Raw genomic sequence first — 14,478 nt, 5'->3', positions numbered from 1 at the left:
ATGATGCGGCGATTTAGCCATGGTAAAAACCAAGAGGGAGAGATGGCACAACAACTTCTCGGAGTGGTTTGACTGGATACTGGATAGAGCGGAGATCTACGATTATGGCAGGTATCCTGTCAAGGGAATGGGCGTCTGGATGCCCTATGGATTTCAGATAAGGAGAAGGGTGACAGACCTCTTGAGGAAGCTCCTTGATGAGACCGGCCATGAAGAGGTCCTCTTCCCACTCCTTATACCCGACTGGATGTTGGCCAAGGAAAGCGAGCACGTAAAGGGCTTTGAAGATGAGGTCTACTGGGTCACTCACGGAGGCCTTGAGGAGCTGGACCAGAAGCTCGCACTAAGGCCCACGAGTGAGACCCCAATAACTTACTATGAGTCGCTCTGGGTGCAGAGCTACAAGCAGCTTCCAAGGAAGTTCTACCAGATAGTCAGCGTCTTCAGGTATGAGACCAAGGCCACGCGCCCCCTGATAAGGGTAAGAGAAATAAGCATGTTTAAGGAGGCACACACCGTTCATGAGAGCTTCGAGGATGCCGAGAGTCAGGTCAAAGAGGCCATAGACGTTTACAGGAAGTTCTTCGACTCCCTGGGAATACCTTACATAATCTCAAGGAGGCCTGACTGGGATAAGTTCGCCGGCGCCCTTTACACCATAGCTTTCGACACCGTAATGCCTGATGGCAGGACCCTGCAGATAGGCACGGTTCACAACCTAGGCCAGAACTTCACTAAGGCGTTCTCATTTAGAATCCAGACAAGGGACGAAAAGTTCGACTACCCATGGCAGACAAGTTATGGCGTCAGCGACAGGGTCGTGGCCACACTGATAGCCATTCATGGAGATGACATGGGGCTCGTGCTTCCTCCTGACATAGCCCCTACACAGGCCGTCATAATCCCAATCCCTTCCCAATCGGAAGAGGACAGCAGAAAGGTCCTTGAGTACTCGCGCGGCGTGCTTTCAACCTTACTAAGCTCTGGCATAAGGGCCAAGCTTGATGACCGTGAAGACACGACCCCAGGCGACAAGTACTACTACTGGGACGCAAAGGGCGTTCCCGTCAGGGTTGAGATAGGTCCCAGGGAGGCCTCAGGGAACACCGTAACGATAGTCAGGAGGGACACCCTTGAGAAGAGGACCGTGCCCCTCAGCGAGGCTGTAGGGAGCATAAAGAAGACCTTTGATGAAATAAGCGCCTACCTTATCGAGAGGGCTAGGAAGTTCCTGGCAGATCACGTGAGCAGGGTCTCAAGCCTTGACGAGGCCAGGAAGGCTATCAACGAAAAGGGTGGAGTTATAGAGGTGCCCTGGTGTGGCAGCGAAGAGTGCGCAGTTAAAGTAATGAATGAGCTCCAAGTCAAATCCTTAGGAACGCCGTGGCCTTACGAGAGGGCAGAGGGCACGTGCCCCGTGTGCGGAAGGCCTGCTGTGACTTACATGAGATTCTCGAGGCAGTACTGATTTGCTCATGAGAAAATACGTGAAATTTCAGCTGCAGGCCTAAGGGCTCAGCGGGCTCCTTGTCTTCATAGCCTTAGAGGCTCGGAGTCCACCACACACATCATCGCGAGTTATAGCTAGGCACGTAGATCTAAAACGTTTGTTGGCCAGATGGAGCTAATGGTCCCACGCCTCAGCCCCGACCAGGGGGACAAAAAGAACCTCTATGTCGCTCTGTTGAAAGACCTGGCCCTCCCTCTTTCTGACTATGGTAAGCACCTGCTCCTCCTTGCTTCCCACAGGTATAACCATGAGGCCTCCTTCTGCGAGCTGCTCCACGAGCGGCCTTGGGACCTTTGGGGACGCGGCGGTCACTATTATCCTATCGTAGGGCGCCGCCGGTGGATATCCTAGGCTCCCGTCGCCCACGATTACGGTGACCCTTCCTCCGAGGCCTAGGGACTCTATGGTCTCCTTGGCTCTACTTGCAAGCTCTGCTATGCGCTCCACAGTCCACACGTGCCCCCTGTCACCTACAATCATAGCCAGGATCGCCGCCTGGTAGCCTGACCCCGTCCCAACCTCGAGGACCTTCATGCCTTCTGAGACCTCTAAGAGCTCCGTCATGTAGGCTACCATGCTCGGCGCACTTATGGTCTGCCCATAACCTATGGGGAGCGGCCTGTCTTCATAAGCCCGGTCCCTGACCCCCTCAGGCACGAAGAGCTCCCTTGGAACGCTCAGCATGGCCCTCTCGATTGCCTGGCTCTTCAGATACCCCCTTAGCTTAAGATCATCTACAAGCTTCCTTCTGGCCACTTCAAAGGCGTCCTGCTTTAAGCCGGCCAAGATCTACCTTGTATAAATACTTTAGCTGCTGGCCTAATTTGCCTTTATTCCGCAAGGAAGCCTTGCTTGAGTAGGGCCTTCAGTGAGCGAGCTCGCGAGCAGATGGTTTCACTTCAGAGCCAAGGGCCACGTTAATGTAACCGCCAGGCACAGAACTACAATAGAGATAACTAAAGAGGAAACCCTAACCCCAAGGGGTGACTGTATAATTGGCGTGTCGTCAGAGGCCAGCGCTTCCAGCCTCCCCGACTGGCTTAGGGATGAGCTGAGGAACCCTAACAATGCAGTGCTTGTCGTCCTATGCTCCAGTGGCCTCTGCGATGCCGTCATAGGTCACGGGGATCCTAGGATAACGGCCTCTAACAACATGAAGATTATAATAAGAAAGAGTGATTACGTTGAAGGCTCGACAATCATGGTGAGGAGCAACAAGGCAGCCGCAGACCTTAATAGGGAGCTAATTTCACGACTTGCGCATGGTGATGATCTGCACGTATACATAACTTATTTGCCCCTCATTACGAGTAACTCCCACAAAAATAACATCTAACCAAAGGCCATCTTTTAGTCTAAGAATTGTTTTTAACCCTCAAATGTGACCGTAACTTGCGATTGGCTACTAGGTGGAATAATCCATGGGCGCTCGAGTTAAAATGGTCTCAGAGATCGAGAAGATAATGAGCAACATAGAGCAGGTAAGAAACATAGGCGTCATAGCGCATGTAGACCATGGTAAAACCACTACTAGCGACGCCCTGCTAGCAGGCGCCGGAATCATATCTGAGAGAGTTGCCGGCGAGGCGCTGGCCCTGGACTACCTTAACGTGGAGAAGGAGAGGCAGATGACAGTAAAGGCCGCCAACGCAAGTCTATACCACGAGTATAACGGCAAGGGATACGTGATTAACCTAATTGACACCCCAGGCCACATAGACTTCACAGGAATGGTCACAAGGAGCCTGAGGGTGCTTGATGGAGCTATTGTAGTTGTTGACGCTGCGGAGGGCGTCATGACCCAGACAGAGACCGTTCTAAGGCAGGCCCTGGAGGAGAGGGTTAGGCCCGTACTCTACATAAACAAGATAGACAGGCTCATAAAGGAGCTGAGGCTGACCTCCTCCCAGCTGCAGGACAGGCTCGTGGAGATAATAAAGGACGTCAACAACCTCATAGACATGTACGCTGAGCCGGAGTTCAAGGACAAGTGGAAGCTGAACCCGGCGGCCGGGAACGTAGCCTTTGGAAGCGCTAAGGACCAGTGGGGCATAACTGTGCCGATAGCCTCCAAGAAGGGTATAAACTTCCAGCAGATCATAGACGCTTACTCAAGCGATGATAAGGACAAGATAGCAGCGCTTACTAAGAAGGCTCCGCTGCACGAGGCCCTGCTGGACATGGTCGTCAAGTTCGTCCCCAACCCGAAGGAGGCGCAGAAGTATAGGATTCCAAAGATATGGAAGGGAGATCTCAACAGCGACCTTGGAAAGGCCATGCTAGAGGCTGACCCCAACGGGCCCGTCGTGTTCTATGTAAATGCCATTCATGTTGAGAAGGCAGGCCTAGTGGCCACGGGCAGGGTGTTCTCAGGCACCCTTGAGCCAGGCAAGGAGCTCTACGTGGTGTCCCAGGACGTCACAGGCAGGGTGCTGCAGGTAAGCCTTTACATGGGCCCCTTCAGGGAGCTGACGCAGAGGGTCACGGCTGGCAACATAGCTGCCATAATGGGCATAGATAACCTTAGAGCTGGAGAGACGCTTGTTGAGAGCCAGTACAAGTCGCAGGGCGCCCCGTTCGAGCAGCTACACTACATAGCCGAGCCTGTAGTGACCATAGCAATAGAGCCGGCCAAGGTACAGGACCTGCCTAAGCTTGTGGACTCTCTGAGAAAGCTTACCATAGAGGACCCGAACCTGGTAGCTAAGATCAATGAGGAGACTGGCGAGTACCTCCTCTCAGGAATGGGGCAGCTCCACCTAGAGATAGCGCTCTGGATGCTGAAGGAGATTTACGGCCTAGAGGTCAAGGCCAGCCAGCCAATAATAGTTTACAGGGAGTCCGTGAGGGAGAAGAGCCAGGTCTTCGAGGGCAAGAGCCCCAACAAACACAACAGGTTCTACCTGAGCGTTGAGCCGCTAAACGACGAGACCATAGACCTCATACACAGGGGTGCCGTGAGGGAGGATCAGGATTCGAGGGACAGGGCCAAGATACTCAAGGAACAGGCCGGCTGGGACTACGACGAGGCCAGGAGAATCTGGGCCATAGATGAAAACATCAATGTCTTCGTAGACATGACGTCAGGAGTGCAGTACCTCAAGGATGTCAAGGATACCATAATTGGCGGCTTCAGAATAGCAGTAAAGGAGGGTCCACTGGCGGCTGAGCCCGTCAGAGGTATCAAGGTAGTACTTCACGATGCTGAAGTACACGAGGACCCGGTGCACAGGGGGCCTGGCCAGATATACCCAGCCGTGAGGAACGCCATATGGGCTGGCATACTTACCTCGAGGCCAACGCTGCTGGAGCCTATACAGAAGCTTGACATAAGAATACCGATGGAGTACCTCAGCGCAGTAACCACGATAATAGTCAAGAAGCGTGGAAAGATAATCGACGTGGAGAACACGCCGAGCGGCACCAGGGTGCTCGCTGAGATACCAATAGCTGAGAGCTTTGACCTGGCAGCAGAGCTGAGAGGGTCCACTGCAGGAAAGGCCCTGTGGGGCACGGAGTTCAGCAGATGGGCCCCTGTGCCTGACAGCATGCTTGACGACCTAATAAGGAAGATAAGGGAGAGGAAGGGACTCCCACAAAAGCTACCAAGCCTCTCAGACCTGCTAGGGCCTTAACCTCCTCCTCACCTTACGTTTTGCACTATTCCCGTTTTACTGCCTGTAAGCTTGGGAGGCAATGTTATATTATACTTATCCGCGTGAACCTTAACGACCTGAGGTTTTCAATTCTGCCCTCCTTAACGCCTATAACGTCGTCCTCCTCCAGAAGTCCAAGCCTATACATTATCGCGGCGCACCTGTCGCTGGTCACAGCGCCCATTATGAGGCCCCTGTCCATCATCAGGTCAAGGCCGCTCTCGAGGTCCTTCCTTGACAGGCCGCAGTGACCTGCGGGATGCGTGTGCACCACCGCCGGTGACTGCCTGAGCCCAGGCAGAGAGACCCTGAACCTCTCGCCCTCAAAGACGAAGGCCCTGCCATCTGCTGTATAGACAATGATGTATTCAGTGCCGTCCCTGTCCGTCCTTGAAGCCAGAGGCGAATAGAGCGGGAAGTAGTCCAACCTAACGAGTTCCCGTGGCAACTCTTCATAGAGCTGCCGCAGCGGTAAAAGGCCGCCTTGGCTAGCATCTGTGGCCTTGATTGAAATTTTTGCACCTCTGAAGTCAAGTTCTTGAGGCTCCACCCAGTCAGCATTTATGTAGAGCTCGAGGCTGCCCCTGCTGAGGCCCTCCCTTATTGACGTTACATCAAGTATTTTTGATGACACCTTAGCGTCAAGAAGGCTCCCCTCTGCGGTGTAATAGCCTTCCACTAAGTCGAGGACGAGAGCGGCCACTCCAAGCAGCAGTGAGCCGTCAGTTACGGTTTCCCACTGCTCCTTCATTGACCATGCCAAGCGATATATAGAAGTATAAGTTATAAAGTTACGTAGTAAACCTGACTCGCGGAGGCCTAGCAGTGAAGCAAGAGTATTCTGAAGAGGAGTTCAGGGCTATCCTAAGCAAGTGGGAGAGCACAAGAACTATGATAGAGCCTGAGCTAAACTCTATTGTGTCAAGGCTTGAGATGGCCGGGCTCGAGGGCCTTGCTTCATATATAGTTAAGGGAGGCAAGATGTTTAGAGGCTTCATGACAATGCTGTTTGCAGAGGCCGCTGGAGGTAATCTTGACAGAGCGAAGGATGCCGCGATTGCAGTAGAGCTAGTTCAAGGGGCCAGCCTTGCGCTTGATGATATTATAGATAAGGACGCCGAAAGAAGGGGAGGCCCCTCCGCTTGGGTACTTTACGGGATTGGCAAGAGCGCCATGGCTTCCCTTTTACTAGTGCCCACCGCGCTAAAATTAGTCGAGCAGTACGGTCCCTTGGCGTTGAGTTATAGCATCACCGCATGGGAATCCATGGTCAGAGGTGAAATCATGGACGCTTACTCCTCCCTCAACTTAGAGCCTGTAGAGTATCTGCAGCTTGCATCGCTTAAGACCGGCAGCCTCTTCTCGCTAGCCTCAACCTTAGGTGTTATAGCAGCCAACCATGAAGAGTACGCCGAGAGGGCCTGGAATTACGGCAACATTGTTGGCACCGCCTATCAGCTAGCTGATGACATAACGGACTTCGCTAACTATGCGAGAGGGGCCAAGGATAAGCTAGACCCCAGCGAGAGGCTCTTCCTAAGGTGGGCTGAGACTGAACTGAAGGCCCGCGGAGAGGATGAGGTTATAGAGAAGGGAGTTGAGTACCTCAACGACATTCTTAAGAGGTCAATCAGCTCCTTGAGCTTCCTGCCGCCAGGGCCAGCAACTAAGATGATAGCCGAGCTGCCATGGTTTATGGCATCTAAGATGCTAGAATCGGCCAACCTCTCGCTAAGTAAGTTTGACCAGCAGCCGTAATTTCTAGCTTACTTGTCATTGTCGGAAGAGCTATTAGCGCCTGCGGGGTTTCCGTAGAATTTGTCCAGGGTGGTGACCCTTCTCTCGCCCTTAAAGGGCGCCTTAAGGAGCTCCTTTATCCTGGCAGCCTTGGACTCGCCGACGCCCTCAACAGATGCCAGCTCCGCCAGGCTGGCGTTAAAAAACGACTCCAGCGATCCGAACTTCTCAAGTATCCTCTCGGCAGTCTTAGCCCCTATGCCTGGAAATGACTCAACTATATAGAGCTGCCACTCCCTCAGCGACTGCGCTGATGGTTTCTTATTTATAATGACTGGCCTTGAACCTCTGCCCTTAGTGAGGTACTTGGAGGCCAGCGACGCCAGGTACTCGGCCGTCTGCCTAGCAGAGCCGCTCCAGAGGAGCTTAACGTTATAGCTTGCCACAAGCGTTGCGAGGGCCCCTATTAGTTGCCTCTCCTTGTCGCTCCAGTACCGCAGCTCCCTGGAGAAGTCACCCTCTATTATATAGAAAACCTCCTCATAATCGTTCCTCATCCTTGAGGCCTGGTCGAAGAGCCTCCCGTCAAACAGCGACGAGACGAAGTCCTTGGCGTTCTTCCTCTCAACGACTATGTCGGGCGGTATTATGTAATCCCCTTCAGGAAGCTGCTTCCTTATTACAAGGACTCCCAGGGATTCCAGCAGCGACGGAACCCCTGAGGCCTCCTCCCTCACGTCAGCATAAACCCTAGTCCTTTTGGTGGCGCTTCCTTCAACCACTGGCATCACCGCAGCGCTGCCTCACAAAGTTAACCGCGAGGCCTAGCACCTTATCAATAGTAGTCTGGTTTGGGGACTTTAACCTGAGAGCCGCGGCCCCATCATGGCCTCCTCCCTCGCCGCCTAACCTCTCAGCTATGAAGGCCGCCAGTTCAGACGCCCTAATGTTGAGCTTAAGGGCGCGCCTCGAGACCCGCAGCGACACTCTCTCATCATTAATTACAGCCGCAACGTCGGCGCCCAGGGATATCATAGACCTAGCTACCTCGGCCTCGAAGGAGCCTACGTGGGTCACCGCCACAGCCAACTGGCCGCAGACAACGCTAACCGCCGCCCTCGAAAGGCCCTTAAGCCTTGCGGCCCTTTTGTCTATAGGCTCGTCATTGCTCTGCCTCAAGAAGCTAACAGCAAAGGCGTAGTCCGCGCCCATCTCCATTAACTTAACTATGTACCTGAAAGTGCTTATTGACGCCCTCTCCAGGAACGAGGTCTCCTCAAGTATTGCCGTAAGTAAGAGGGTGGCCTCGGTTGGCTTTAGCTTAAGGATCCCAGGAGCGGCAAGCGAAAGGACCACCTCTACGCACGACGGAGCGCTCTCGTCACTTATTAGAAGGGTGGCCATCGTGTGCAGGCTCCCCGGGCTGTGGTGGTCTATTACGACTAACTTTGCCCCTCTCAGGGCATCACCGTTAACTCCGAGCTGTGATATATTGCTGGCGTCCACTGTTATAAGCACTCCCGCCTGCTGGTTGTCTAGGCTGTCGCACAGGGGTATGTCAAGCGAAAGTGAAGTTAGCAGCTCCCTGGACTGCTTGCTCAGACCCTGAGGCGAGTAGAGGCAGCAGCTACTGGAGACCCCCTCCAGGAGCCTGCACACCAGAAGAGCGGAGGCGACGGCGTCAAGGTCAGCGTTGCCGTGCATTAGTACCTTGACGCCGGAGCCCTTAACTAACTTAGTGAGCTCCTCATAAAGCTCCTGTGAACCTGGGCTGCCAGGCCCTGCGCGCAAGGACTAAGAGCCCCCTGCGGGGCCTGCGGCTCCGCCGCCTCCTACAGCCCCCTGCAGCAGACGCTGTAGCTCTCCGGCCACCTTGTCAAGTTCGTCTTTCACTAGGTTCTCCTGGTTCTTAAGCGCCTTAATCTTAAGCTCCAGGTTCTCCTTGCGGTCCTGCAGCTCCTTGAGCAGGTCGCCCTTTGTCGACTTAACAAGGACGAAGCCTGCCATCTTATAGACCTCCGCGCTGTCCGAGAGCCCGTTGAGGGTCTCTATTACCTTCTCTATCTCGCTTAGGGACGACTCGGCGGCGAGCCTCTGCTGAACTATCGCGTTGTAGGTGTCCCTAAGCTGAAGGTACTTGTTATATTTGACCTCGGCCTCTGGAGGCACTCTCTCTACCACTTCGCGCACCTAGCAAAAACTCCTCACTAAGGTTATTATGCTCTACTCGTGAGCTTCATGACTTTAGCTGTCAAAGCCGTTAAGGCAAGCAAGGGATTTATATTTGGTCATTAATTAACAGATTTGGTGAGTTAGGGAATTGTCTATAGCCTACAGTCCCTTAGTGCTCGCCGCCAATTCATTCATAATAGTGCCAACAATAATTCTAGCCGTGCTGGTTGGCACGATACTTCTCCTCCGCATGCTGCTTAGGCCCGCCGGCTACATAGAGTCCAAGGAGCCCTACAAGTACAGGCTTTTCGAGTCCTCCAACCCGCCGAGGGGGGTTGGCAAGTCCAGGCTTTCCTACCAGTACTTCGGTTACCTTATAATGTTCCTCGCCGTAGAGCCAGCGGTCGTGCTGTTAACGTTCCTAGCGTCTGCCCCCTCAGAGTATAGTCGGGACCTTCTCCTGCTCTACCTTGTAATGGTGGCCGTTTTTGCCCCTCTGTTGGCATATGGCGCATATGTGTCTAGGAGGATAGAGGAGTGGAGGGATTAGAGATGGCTCAGGTGCAGGAGAGGGCGAAGGAGGGTAAGGCTTATATAGGTAACCTTGAGGTAGCAGCTCAGCTGGCTAAGGAGAGCCTCATCAAGGGGACCATAGCTAAGGTCGTCGACTGGGCCACGGCTTTCAGCCTGTGGCCTGTTCACCTGATGACCAGCTGCTGCGGCTGTGAAATAGGAGCTGCCTGGGGCCCCAGGTTTGACAACGAGAGGTACGGCTCGCTTCCATGGGTTAGCCCAAGGCAGACTAACCTGATAATAATTGAGGGCACTGTGACAAAGAAGATGGCGTGTACCGTCAGGATAACGTGGGAGCAGATGCCTTTCCCCAAGTTTGTCATAGCCATGGGCGCCTGCTCACTTGATGGCGGCATCTTCTACAACAGCTATAATATAGTTAGGCCATGGCAGGTGGTCCCTGTGGACATCTATATACCAGGGTGCCCGCCAAGGCCCGAGGCCGTTGCCAGATCCATAGTAGAGCTTCAGAAGATCATAAGAAGCCGCGGCGTCGCCTCAAAGTGGGTCGTTGAGGGGGTTAGGAAGGACCTGAAGTACATCCTGCCTAAGGAGGACCTCTGTGGGTGGAGGGGTGAGGGCGGTGGTTACAGCTGAGGAGCTTCAAAAGAGCATCCTTGAGGCTCTGAAGGATTATAAGCCGCAGGTCGAGCCGTCCAAAGGCTATATAGATGTAGTTGTCCCCGTTGAGCACCTGGTTGACGCCGCCAGGAAGCTGAAGGACATGGGTTTTGACCACGTGATATCGGTTGGTGCTGTTGACTATCTAACCAAGAAACAGCTTAAGATCATGTACCACCTGACCAGTTACCTTAACGAGGACCTCTCCAGGTTCATGGTGTCTCTTTCAACCTACGTGAGCAGGGATAACCCTCACTGTCCAAGCCTCACGCCAGTGTGGCTGAGCGCTGAATTCCATGAGAGGGAGGAGTATGAGATGTTTGGGATAACCTTTGACGGCCACCCAGACCTTAGGCTGCTCCTTCTGACGCCCGTGGTGGCGGCGCTTAAGCCCTTGCGTAAGGACTTCATAGTGAAGGAGGAAAGTGACAACATAGAAGCTGACTATGAAGGTTTTAAGGCAACTAAGTGGTGGTAAGCCATGTCCGCGCAGGATTCAAGCAGCGGCGTACCGCACCTGCCTGGCATGGAGGTAAGGCCGGTCGAGAGGAACGTCTACGAGGTTCAGATAGGACCGGCCCACCCAGGCTCAGGCCACATGAGGATAATAGTGGAGCTCGACGGCGACGTGATGGTAAGGGTTGACCCAGACATAGGCTTCGTTCACAGAACCATGGAGAAGCTGGCCGAGGGCAGGGACTGGATAAAGAACATACCGCTCTTCGAGAGGATGGCAATACTGGACGCATGTAATATAACCCTGCCCTACGTTGAGGCCGTTGAGAAGCTCCTCGACATAGAACCGCCCGAGAGGGCTAAGTACCTCAGGACTCTCCTCTGTGAAATAAACAGGATAGCAAGCCACCTCTACGGCATGGGAATTTTTGGCGTCTTCCTTGGGCACTCGACGCTCTACATGTGGGCCTTCGGCGACAGGGAGGTCTTTGTACAGCTCGCCGAGGACCTCACGGGCGCAAGGCTAACTCACAGCTACCCAGTCTTCGGCGGTGTAAGGAGGGACATGCCAGATGACTTCCCTGAGAACGCAAGGAAAGCCGTCAGGTATATGAGGAACAGACTAAACGAGTACGCCAAGATATTCCTGAACAACCCAAACATAAGGAAGAGACTAGAGGGCGTTGGAGTGATCTCCAAGACCAGGGCGGCGGAGCTTGGCATAGCAGGGCCCAATGCTAGGGCCAGCGGCATCAAGTATGACGTAAGGCTTGTCGAGCCCTACGAGGCCTACCCAGAGCTTGACTTTGAGATACCCGTGTTTGAGGAGGGGGACTCGCTCGCCAGGGCCTGGATGAGAGTCGAGGAAATAAGGCAGAGCCTCAACATAATAGAGCAGGCCGTGGACTGGCTGGAGAAGCACCCAAGGGAGGGCTTCATGCACGACAAGTTCTGGAAGGCTGCGCCTAAGCTCTATAAGGACGTATACGAGGGCAACATACCGTACGCCGGCAAGTACAGGGTCAAGTTGATGCCTCTGTTTGCAACGCTCAAGGTCCCTGCCGGTAAGGCTGCGGCCAGGGTTGAGGCCGGAAGGGGCGAGATGTTCTACTACGTTGAGAGCGACGGGAAGGACGTTCCGTACAGAGTAAGGGTGGTGTCACCTTCGTTCAGAAATGTGATAGCGTTCAAGTATGTTATGCCTGGGCACAGGCTCATGGACTTGCCTACAATATATGGTAGTTTTGATTACTTCCCACCTGAGTGGGACAGGTGATGGAACATGATAACGGCCACTAGAGTGCTCTATGATATAGGTTGGGGGATCCTGCACTACATAATTTTCTATCCCCCCGTCTACCAGTTTGTCATAATACCTGGGCTCGTGGCCGCGCTTGTGGTGGTTATATTCATCATATGGTTTGAGCGTAAGGCTGCGGCCAGGGTTCAGATGAGGTACGGACCGCTGGAGATAAGCCCAAGGACAGGAGGGGCCCCGCAGCTGATAGCTGACCTAGTAAGGTACATGATGCAGGAGATCATAGTGCCAAGTGCCGTTGACTTCATGTCATACATACTGGCGCCTAACATGTCTATGATACTTTCGCTTCTGCCTATGGTAGCCGTGCCTATGACCTCAATACCCAGCTACTGGCCCATCCCAATGAGCTACAGCTTACTCATAGCCGTCGCCCTGTCCACCTTGTCCCCTATCTTCGTGGTCATGATGTCGTGGGCCAGCAACAGCAAGTTCTCTGTGCTGGGCGGCCTAAGGGAGTCGTTCATTGTAGTAGCTTATGAGCTCATAGCTGTTATATCACTTCTTTCAGTGGTACCTCTGCTCCACACCTTTGACTTAGTGACCATCGTCGACTATCAGTTCAGCGGACGCTGGCTTGGGCTTCTGAACCCCTTAGCCCTGCTTGACGCCTTCATAGCGGTGCTCATGTCCACCAGCGGCTTCCCCTTCGAGATACCCGACTCCGAGAGCGAACTTGTAGCTGGGCCGTACACGGAGTACTCAGGCCTCCTCTACGGCCTTAACATGGGAGGGGCCTACATAAGGCGCTGGGCCTTCTCAGTCCTGATAGCCCTGGTGTTCCTAGGCGGCTGGGCGCCTTACAGGCCAGAGCCAGGCATAGTACTCGGCTACCTTGTGCCAAGCCTCATAGTGGTTGTTAAGGCCGTTATAATTATGGCCATAATGAGCTTCCTGCGCGCGGTCTACGGAAGGTACAGGCTTGACCAGGCGCTGAGCCTGGCCTGGGAGGTGCTCATACCCATAGCAATAGCGGCCTTTGGCCTGAGCGTGTTTGAGGCGTTTATTGGGGTGCACCCATGAGGTGATAAGTCATGCCCGCAAGACCGTCGCTTAAGAGGGTTCCGAGGGCCACGTTCCTGGGCAGAGCCATAGCTGGAAACCTGGGGGCACTGATAGTAGGAGTTAAGTACTTCATAGACCCCAACAGGATAACTTTGCTCTACCCCCACGAGTACATTAAACTGAGGCAAGGCTACAGGGGCTACATAGTCCTCATATTTGACAAGTGCATAAGCTGCGCCTCCTGCGCCAGGATATGCCCGGCAAGGGCCATGAAAATGGTGACCATGGAGGTCAAGGACAAAAAGCTAAACAGAGCGATGAAGAAGAAGTATCCTGTAATTAACTACAACCGCTGCATATTCTGCGGCTACTGCGTTGACGTGTGCCCGACTGAGGCACTATACCACGTGCCATACCATGATCTTGTCTACCTTAACATGCAGGACATGATACTCAACGTGGAGGAGTTCCAGAAGGAGCCAGAGTTCGTAACAGCTAAGGAGGGAGTCCCCGTCACCTACGTGTTTGACGAGAAGAGGGGGCTCGTCAAAGTAAGCGTTGAAGAAAGTTCAAATCAGGGAAGTTCAAGCCAGCCAGCAGGGGGAGGTGGAAGCTCGTGAGCGGAGAGTCCATAGACCTGCCGTTATACGCCATAGTGCTCTCGATAATGGCCATAGCGTCAGCCATGCTTGTGGTAAGGCTTAAGGACCTGGTCTATGCCAGCATAACGCTTGCCATACTGGGCTCCTTTACGGCCGCCCTGCTTGCAGTTGCCGGGTTTGGCCTGGTCAGCGCTTACCTGGTCCTTGTGTATGTGGGGGCCGCTGTCATGTTTATAGTCATATCTATAAGCATGATAGGACCCCAGGGGCAGGAGTCCTTTGACTCCTTCAGGGGGCTTACGGTGGCCGCCGCGCTGGCAACATTTATAATAACAGTGGTTGTTATATCTGAGCTTTACAGGCTGTTTACGGTCCCTCCCTCACTGTCAGCGTCAGCGGCGGCCGCCGGGGCCCTTAGGGAGTACTTGCCCGTCCTGGCCCTCATATTCATAGGGCAGGCGGCCACGGTTGTTGAGGCGATTTCTATAGCTAAGAGGGGTGGTAGGAAGTGATCCTTGTAGACTCGTTTGTAGGAGCTACGCTCTTCGTGACCTCAGCCATTATAATGGCGATTGGGGCCTACGGCCTGACCGCGTCAAATAATCTGCTGAGGCAGCTGCTGTCAGTTGAGGTCATATTCAATGGGCTGCTGCTCCTTGTCATACCCTTGCTCTCGGGCTTCGCGGCCCTTGCAGCTTACTTTGGCATAATAGTTATTTCTGTGGTCTCTGTGGAGGTGGTGGTAGTGGTCTCCATACTCATAGCTTTTCTGAGGCAGTACAGGTCGCTTTCATCCAGCGACCTAGAGGAGTCGGAGGTGTGAGCGCC

At 53.8% G+C, this 14,478-nt stretch carries 17 protein-coding genes; 12 read left to right on the top strand and 5 right to left on the bottom strand.

The window, feature by feature from the left end; all coding sequences use genetic code 11:
• The first annotated feature begins 19 nt into the window (after positions 1–19).
• On the top strand, positions 20–1,468 hold the full coding sequence (gene proS / locus ASAC_RS02030; RefSeq protein ID WP_013266311.1) for a proline--tRNA ligase: 1,449 nt from the start codon (positions 20–22) through the stop codon (positions 1,466–1,468).
• A gap of 156 nt (positions 1,469–1,624) precedes the next feature.
• Here the strand turns inward: proS and ASAC_RS02025 are convergent, their stop codons facing one another.
• Positions 1,625–2,296, bottom strand: a complete 672-nt coding sequence (locus ASAC_RS02025; RefSeq protein WP_013266310.1) for a protein-L-isoaspartate(D-aspartate) O-methyltransferase — start codon at positions 2,294–2,296, stop codon at positions 1,625–1,627.
• 82 nt (positions 2,297–2,378) lie between these two features.
• Here ASAC_RS02025 and ASAC_RS02020 point away from each other — a divergent pair, with 82 nt between their 5' ends.
• Positions 2,379–2,846, top strand: coding sequence for a DUF371 domain-containing protein (locus tag ASAC_RS02020; protein ID WP_013266309.1), 468 nt, complete (start codon positions 2,379–2,381; stop codon positions 2,844–2,846).
• A gap of 85 nt (positions 2,847–2,931) precedes the next feature.
• Positions 2,932–5,145: an elongation factor EF-2 gene (locus ASAC_RS02015; RefSeq protein ID WP_048812735.1), complete on the top strand. Its 2,214-nt coding sequence runs from the start codon at positions 2,932–2,934 to the stop codon at positions 5,143–5,145.
• Between the two features lie 64 nt (positions 5,146–5,209).
• On the opposite strand, the gene ASAC_RS02010 is transcribed toward ASAC_RS02015, so the two are convergent.
• Positions 5,210–5,917 carry a hypothetical protein gene (locus tag ASAC_RS02010; protein WP_013266307.1) on the bottom strand — a complete coding sequence of 236 codons (708 nt, stop codon included), beginning with the start codon at positions 5,915–5,917 and terminating at the stop codon, positions 5,210–5,212.
• A 74-nt stretch (positions 5,918–5,991) separates the two neighbouring features.
• Here ASAC_RS02010 and ASAC_RS02005 point away from each other — a divergent pair, with 74 nt between their 5' ends.
• A complete protein-coding gene (locus tag ASAC_RS02005) occupies positions 5,992–6,924 on the top strand; it encodes a polyprenyl synthetase family protein (RefSeq protein WP_013266306.1) in 933 nt (310 codons plus the stop codon).
• Between the two features lie 8 nt (positions 6,925–6,932).
• On the opposite strand, the gene ASAC_RS02000 is transcribed toward ASAC_RS02005, so the two are convergent.
• The 3 genes from ASAC_RS02000 to ASAC_RS01990 are packed head-to-tail and all read right to left on the bottom strand — an operon-like array spanning position 6,933 to position 9,084.
• Positions 6,933–7,691, bottom strand: a complete 759-nt coding sequence (locus tag ASAC_RS02000; protein WP_013266305.1) for an ERCC4 domain-containing protein — start codon at positions 7,689–7,691, stop codon at positions 6,933–6,935.
• A complete protein-coding gene (locus tag ASAC_RS01995) occupies positions 7,678–8,694 on the bottom strand; it encodes a DHH family phosphoesterase (RefSeq protein WP_013266304.1) in 1,017 nt (338 codons plus the stop codon). Before ASAC_RS01995 ends, ASAC_RS02000 begins: the two co-directional genes overlap by 14 nt.
• A gap of 3 nt (positions 8,695–8,697) precedes the next feature.
• On the bottom strand, positions 8,698–9,084 hold the full coding sequence (locus ASAC_RS01990) for a prefoldin subunit beta (protein ID WP_048812734.1): 387 nt from the start codon (positions 9,082–9,084) through the stop codon (positions 8,698–8,700).
• 139 nt (positions 9,085–9,223) lie between these two features.
• Here ASAC_RS01990 and ASAC_RS01985 point away from each other — a divergent pair, with 139 nt between their 5' ends.
• Genes ASAC_RS01985 through ASAC_RS01950 form a run of 8 tightly spaced genes read left to right on the top strand, consistent with a single transcriptional unit; the run spans position 9,224 to position 14,473 of the window.
• Positions 9,224–9,625: an NADH dehydrogenase subunit 3 gene (locus ASAC_RS01985; RefSeq protein WP_083774001.1), complete on the top strand. Its 402-nt coding sequence runs from the start codon at positions 9,224–9,226 to the stop codon at positions 9,623–9,625.
• 2 nt (positions 9,626–9,627) lie between these two features.
• Positions 9,628–10,245, top strand: coding sequence for an NADH-quinone oxidoreductase subunit B (locus tag ASAC_RS01980; RefSeq protein WP_048812733.1), 618 nt, complete (start codon positions 9,628–9,630; stop codon positions 10,243–10,245).
• Positions 10,232–10,747 carry an NADH-quinone oxidoreductase subunit C gene (locus ASAC_RS01975; protein ID WP_013266300.1) on the top strand — a complete coding sequence of 172 codons (516 nt, stop codon included), beginning with the start codon at positions 10,232–10,234 and terminating at the stop codon, positions 10,745–10,747. Before ASAC_RS01980 ends, ASAC_RS01975 begins: the two co-directional genes overlap by 14 nt.
• Before the next feature lie 3 nt (positions 10,748–10,750).
• On the top strand, positions 10,751–12,001 hold the full coding sequence (locus ASAC_RS01970) for an NADH-quinone oxidoreductase subunit D (RefSeq protein WP_048812732.1): 1,251 nt from the start codon (positions 10,751–10,753) through the stop codon (positions 11,999–12,001).
• Between the two features lie 6 nt (positions 12,002–12,007).
• Positions 12,008–13,066, top strand: a complete 1,059-nt coding sequence (gene nuoH, locus ASAC_RS01965) for an NADH-quinone oxidoreductase subunit NuoH (RefSeq protein WP_013266298.1) — start codon at positions 12,008–12,010, stop codon at positions 13,064–13,066.
• 11 nt (positions 13,067–13,077) lie between these two features.
• A complete protein-coding gene (gene nuoI, locus ASAC_RS01960; protein ID WP_013266297.1) occupies positions 13,078–13,668 on the top strand; it encodes an NADH-quinone oxidoreductase subunit NuoI in 591 nt (196 codons plus the stop codon).
• Entirely contained in the window at positions 13,665–14,162 is a 498-nt protein-coding gene (locus ASAC_RS01955) for an NADH-quinone oxidoreductase subunit J family protein (protein WP_013266296.1), read from the top strand. Before nuoI ends, ASAC_RS01955 begins: the two co-directional genes overlap by 4 nt.
• Complete coding sequence (locus ASAC_RS01950) at positions 14,159–14,473, top strand: NADH-quinone oxidoreductase subunit K (RefSeq protein WP_013266295.1); 315 nt, start codon at positions 14,159–14,161, stop codon at positions 14,471–14,473. Before ASAC_RS01955 ends, ASAC_RS01950 begins: the two co-directional genes overlap by 4 nt.
• Positions 14,474–14,478 lie beyond the last annotated feature (5 nt).

This window comes from Acidilobus saccharovorans 345-15 (assembly GCF_000144915.1).
Taxonomy (GTDB): domain Archaea; phylum Thermoproteota; class Thermoprotei_A; order Sulfolobales; family Acidilobaceae; genus Acidilobus; species Acidilobus saccharovorans.
The sequence above is the reverse complement of the archived record's forward strand: the minus strand, read 5'-3'. Positions and strand labels throughout refer to the sequence as shown.

Excerpts from the sequence above, each read along its gene's own strand:
- proS (WP_013266311.1), top strand. The coding sequence starts at position 20 with ATGGTAAAAACCAAGAGGGAGAGATGGCACAACAACTTCTCGGAGTGG.
- ASAC_RS02015 (WP_048812735.1), top strand. The coding sequence starts at position 2,932 with ATGGGCGCTCGAGTTAAAATGGTCTCAGAGATCGAGAAGATAATGAGC.
- ASAC_RS02010 (WP_013266307.1), bottom strand. The coding sequence starts at position 5,917 with ATGAAGGAGCAGTGGGAAACCGTAACTGACGGCTCACTGCTGCTTGGA.
- ASAC_RS02000 (WP_013266305.1), bottom strand. The coding sequence starts at position 7,691 with ATGCCAGTGGTTGAAGGAAGCGCCACCAAAAGGACTAGGGTTTATGCT.
- ASAC_RS01980 (WP_048812733.1), top strand. The coding sequence starts at position 9,628 with ATGGCTCAGGTGCAGGAGAGGGCGAAGGAGGGTAAGGCTTATATAGGT.
- ASAC_RS01970 (WP_048812732.1), top strand. The coding sequence starts at position 10,751 with ATGTCCGCGCAGGATTCAAGCAGCGGCGTACCGCACCTGCCTGGCATG.
- nuoH (WP_013266298.1), top strand. The coding sequence starts at position 12,008 with ATGATAACGGCCACTAGAGTGCTCTATGATATAGGTTGGGGGATCCTG.
- nuoI (WP_013266297.1), top strand. The coding sequence starts at position 13,078 with ATGCCCGCAAGACCGTCGCTTAAGAGGGTTCCGAGGGCCACGTTCCTG.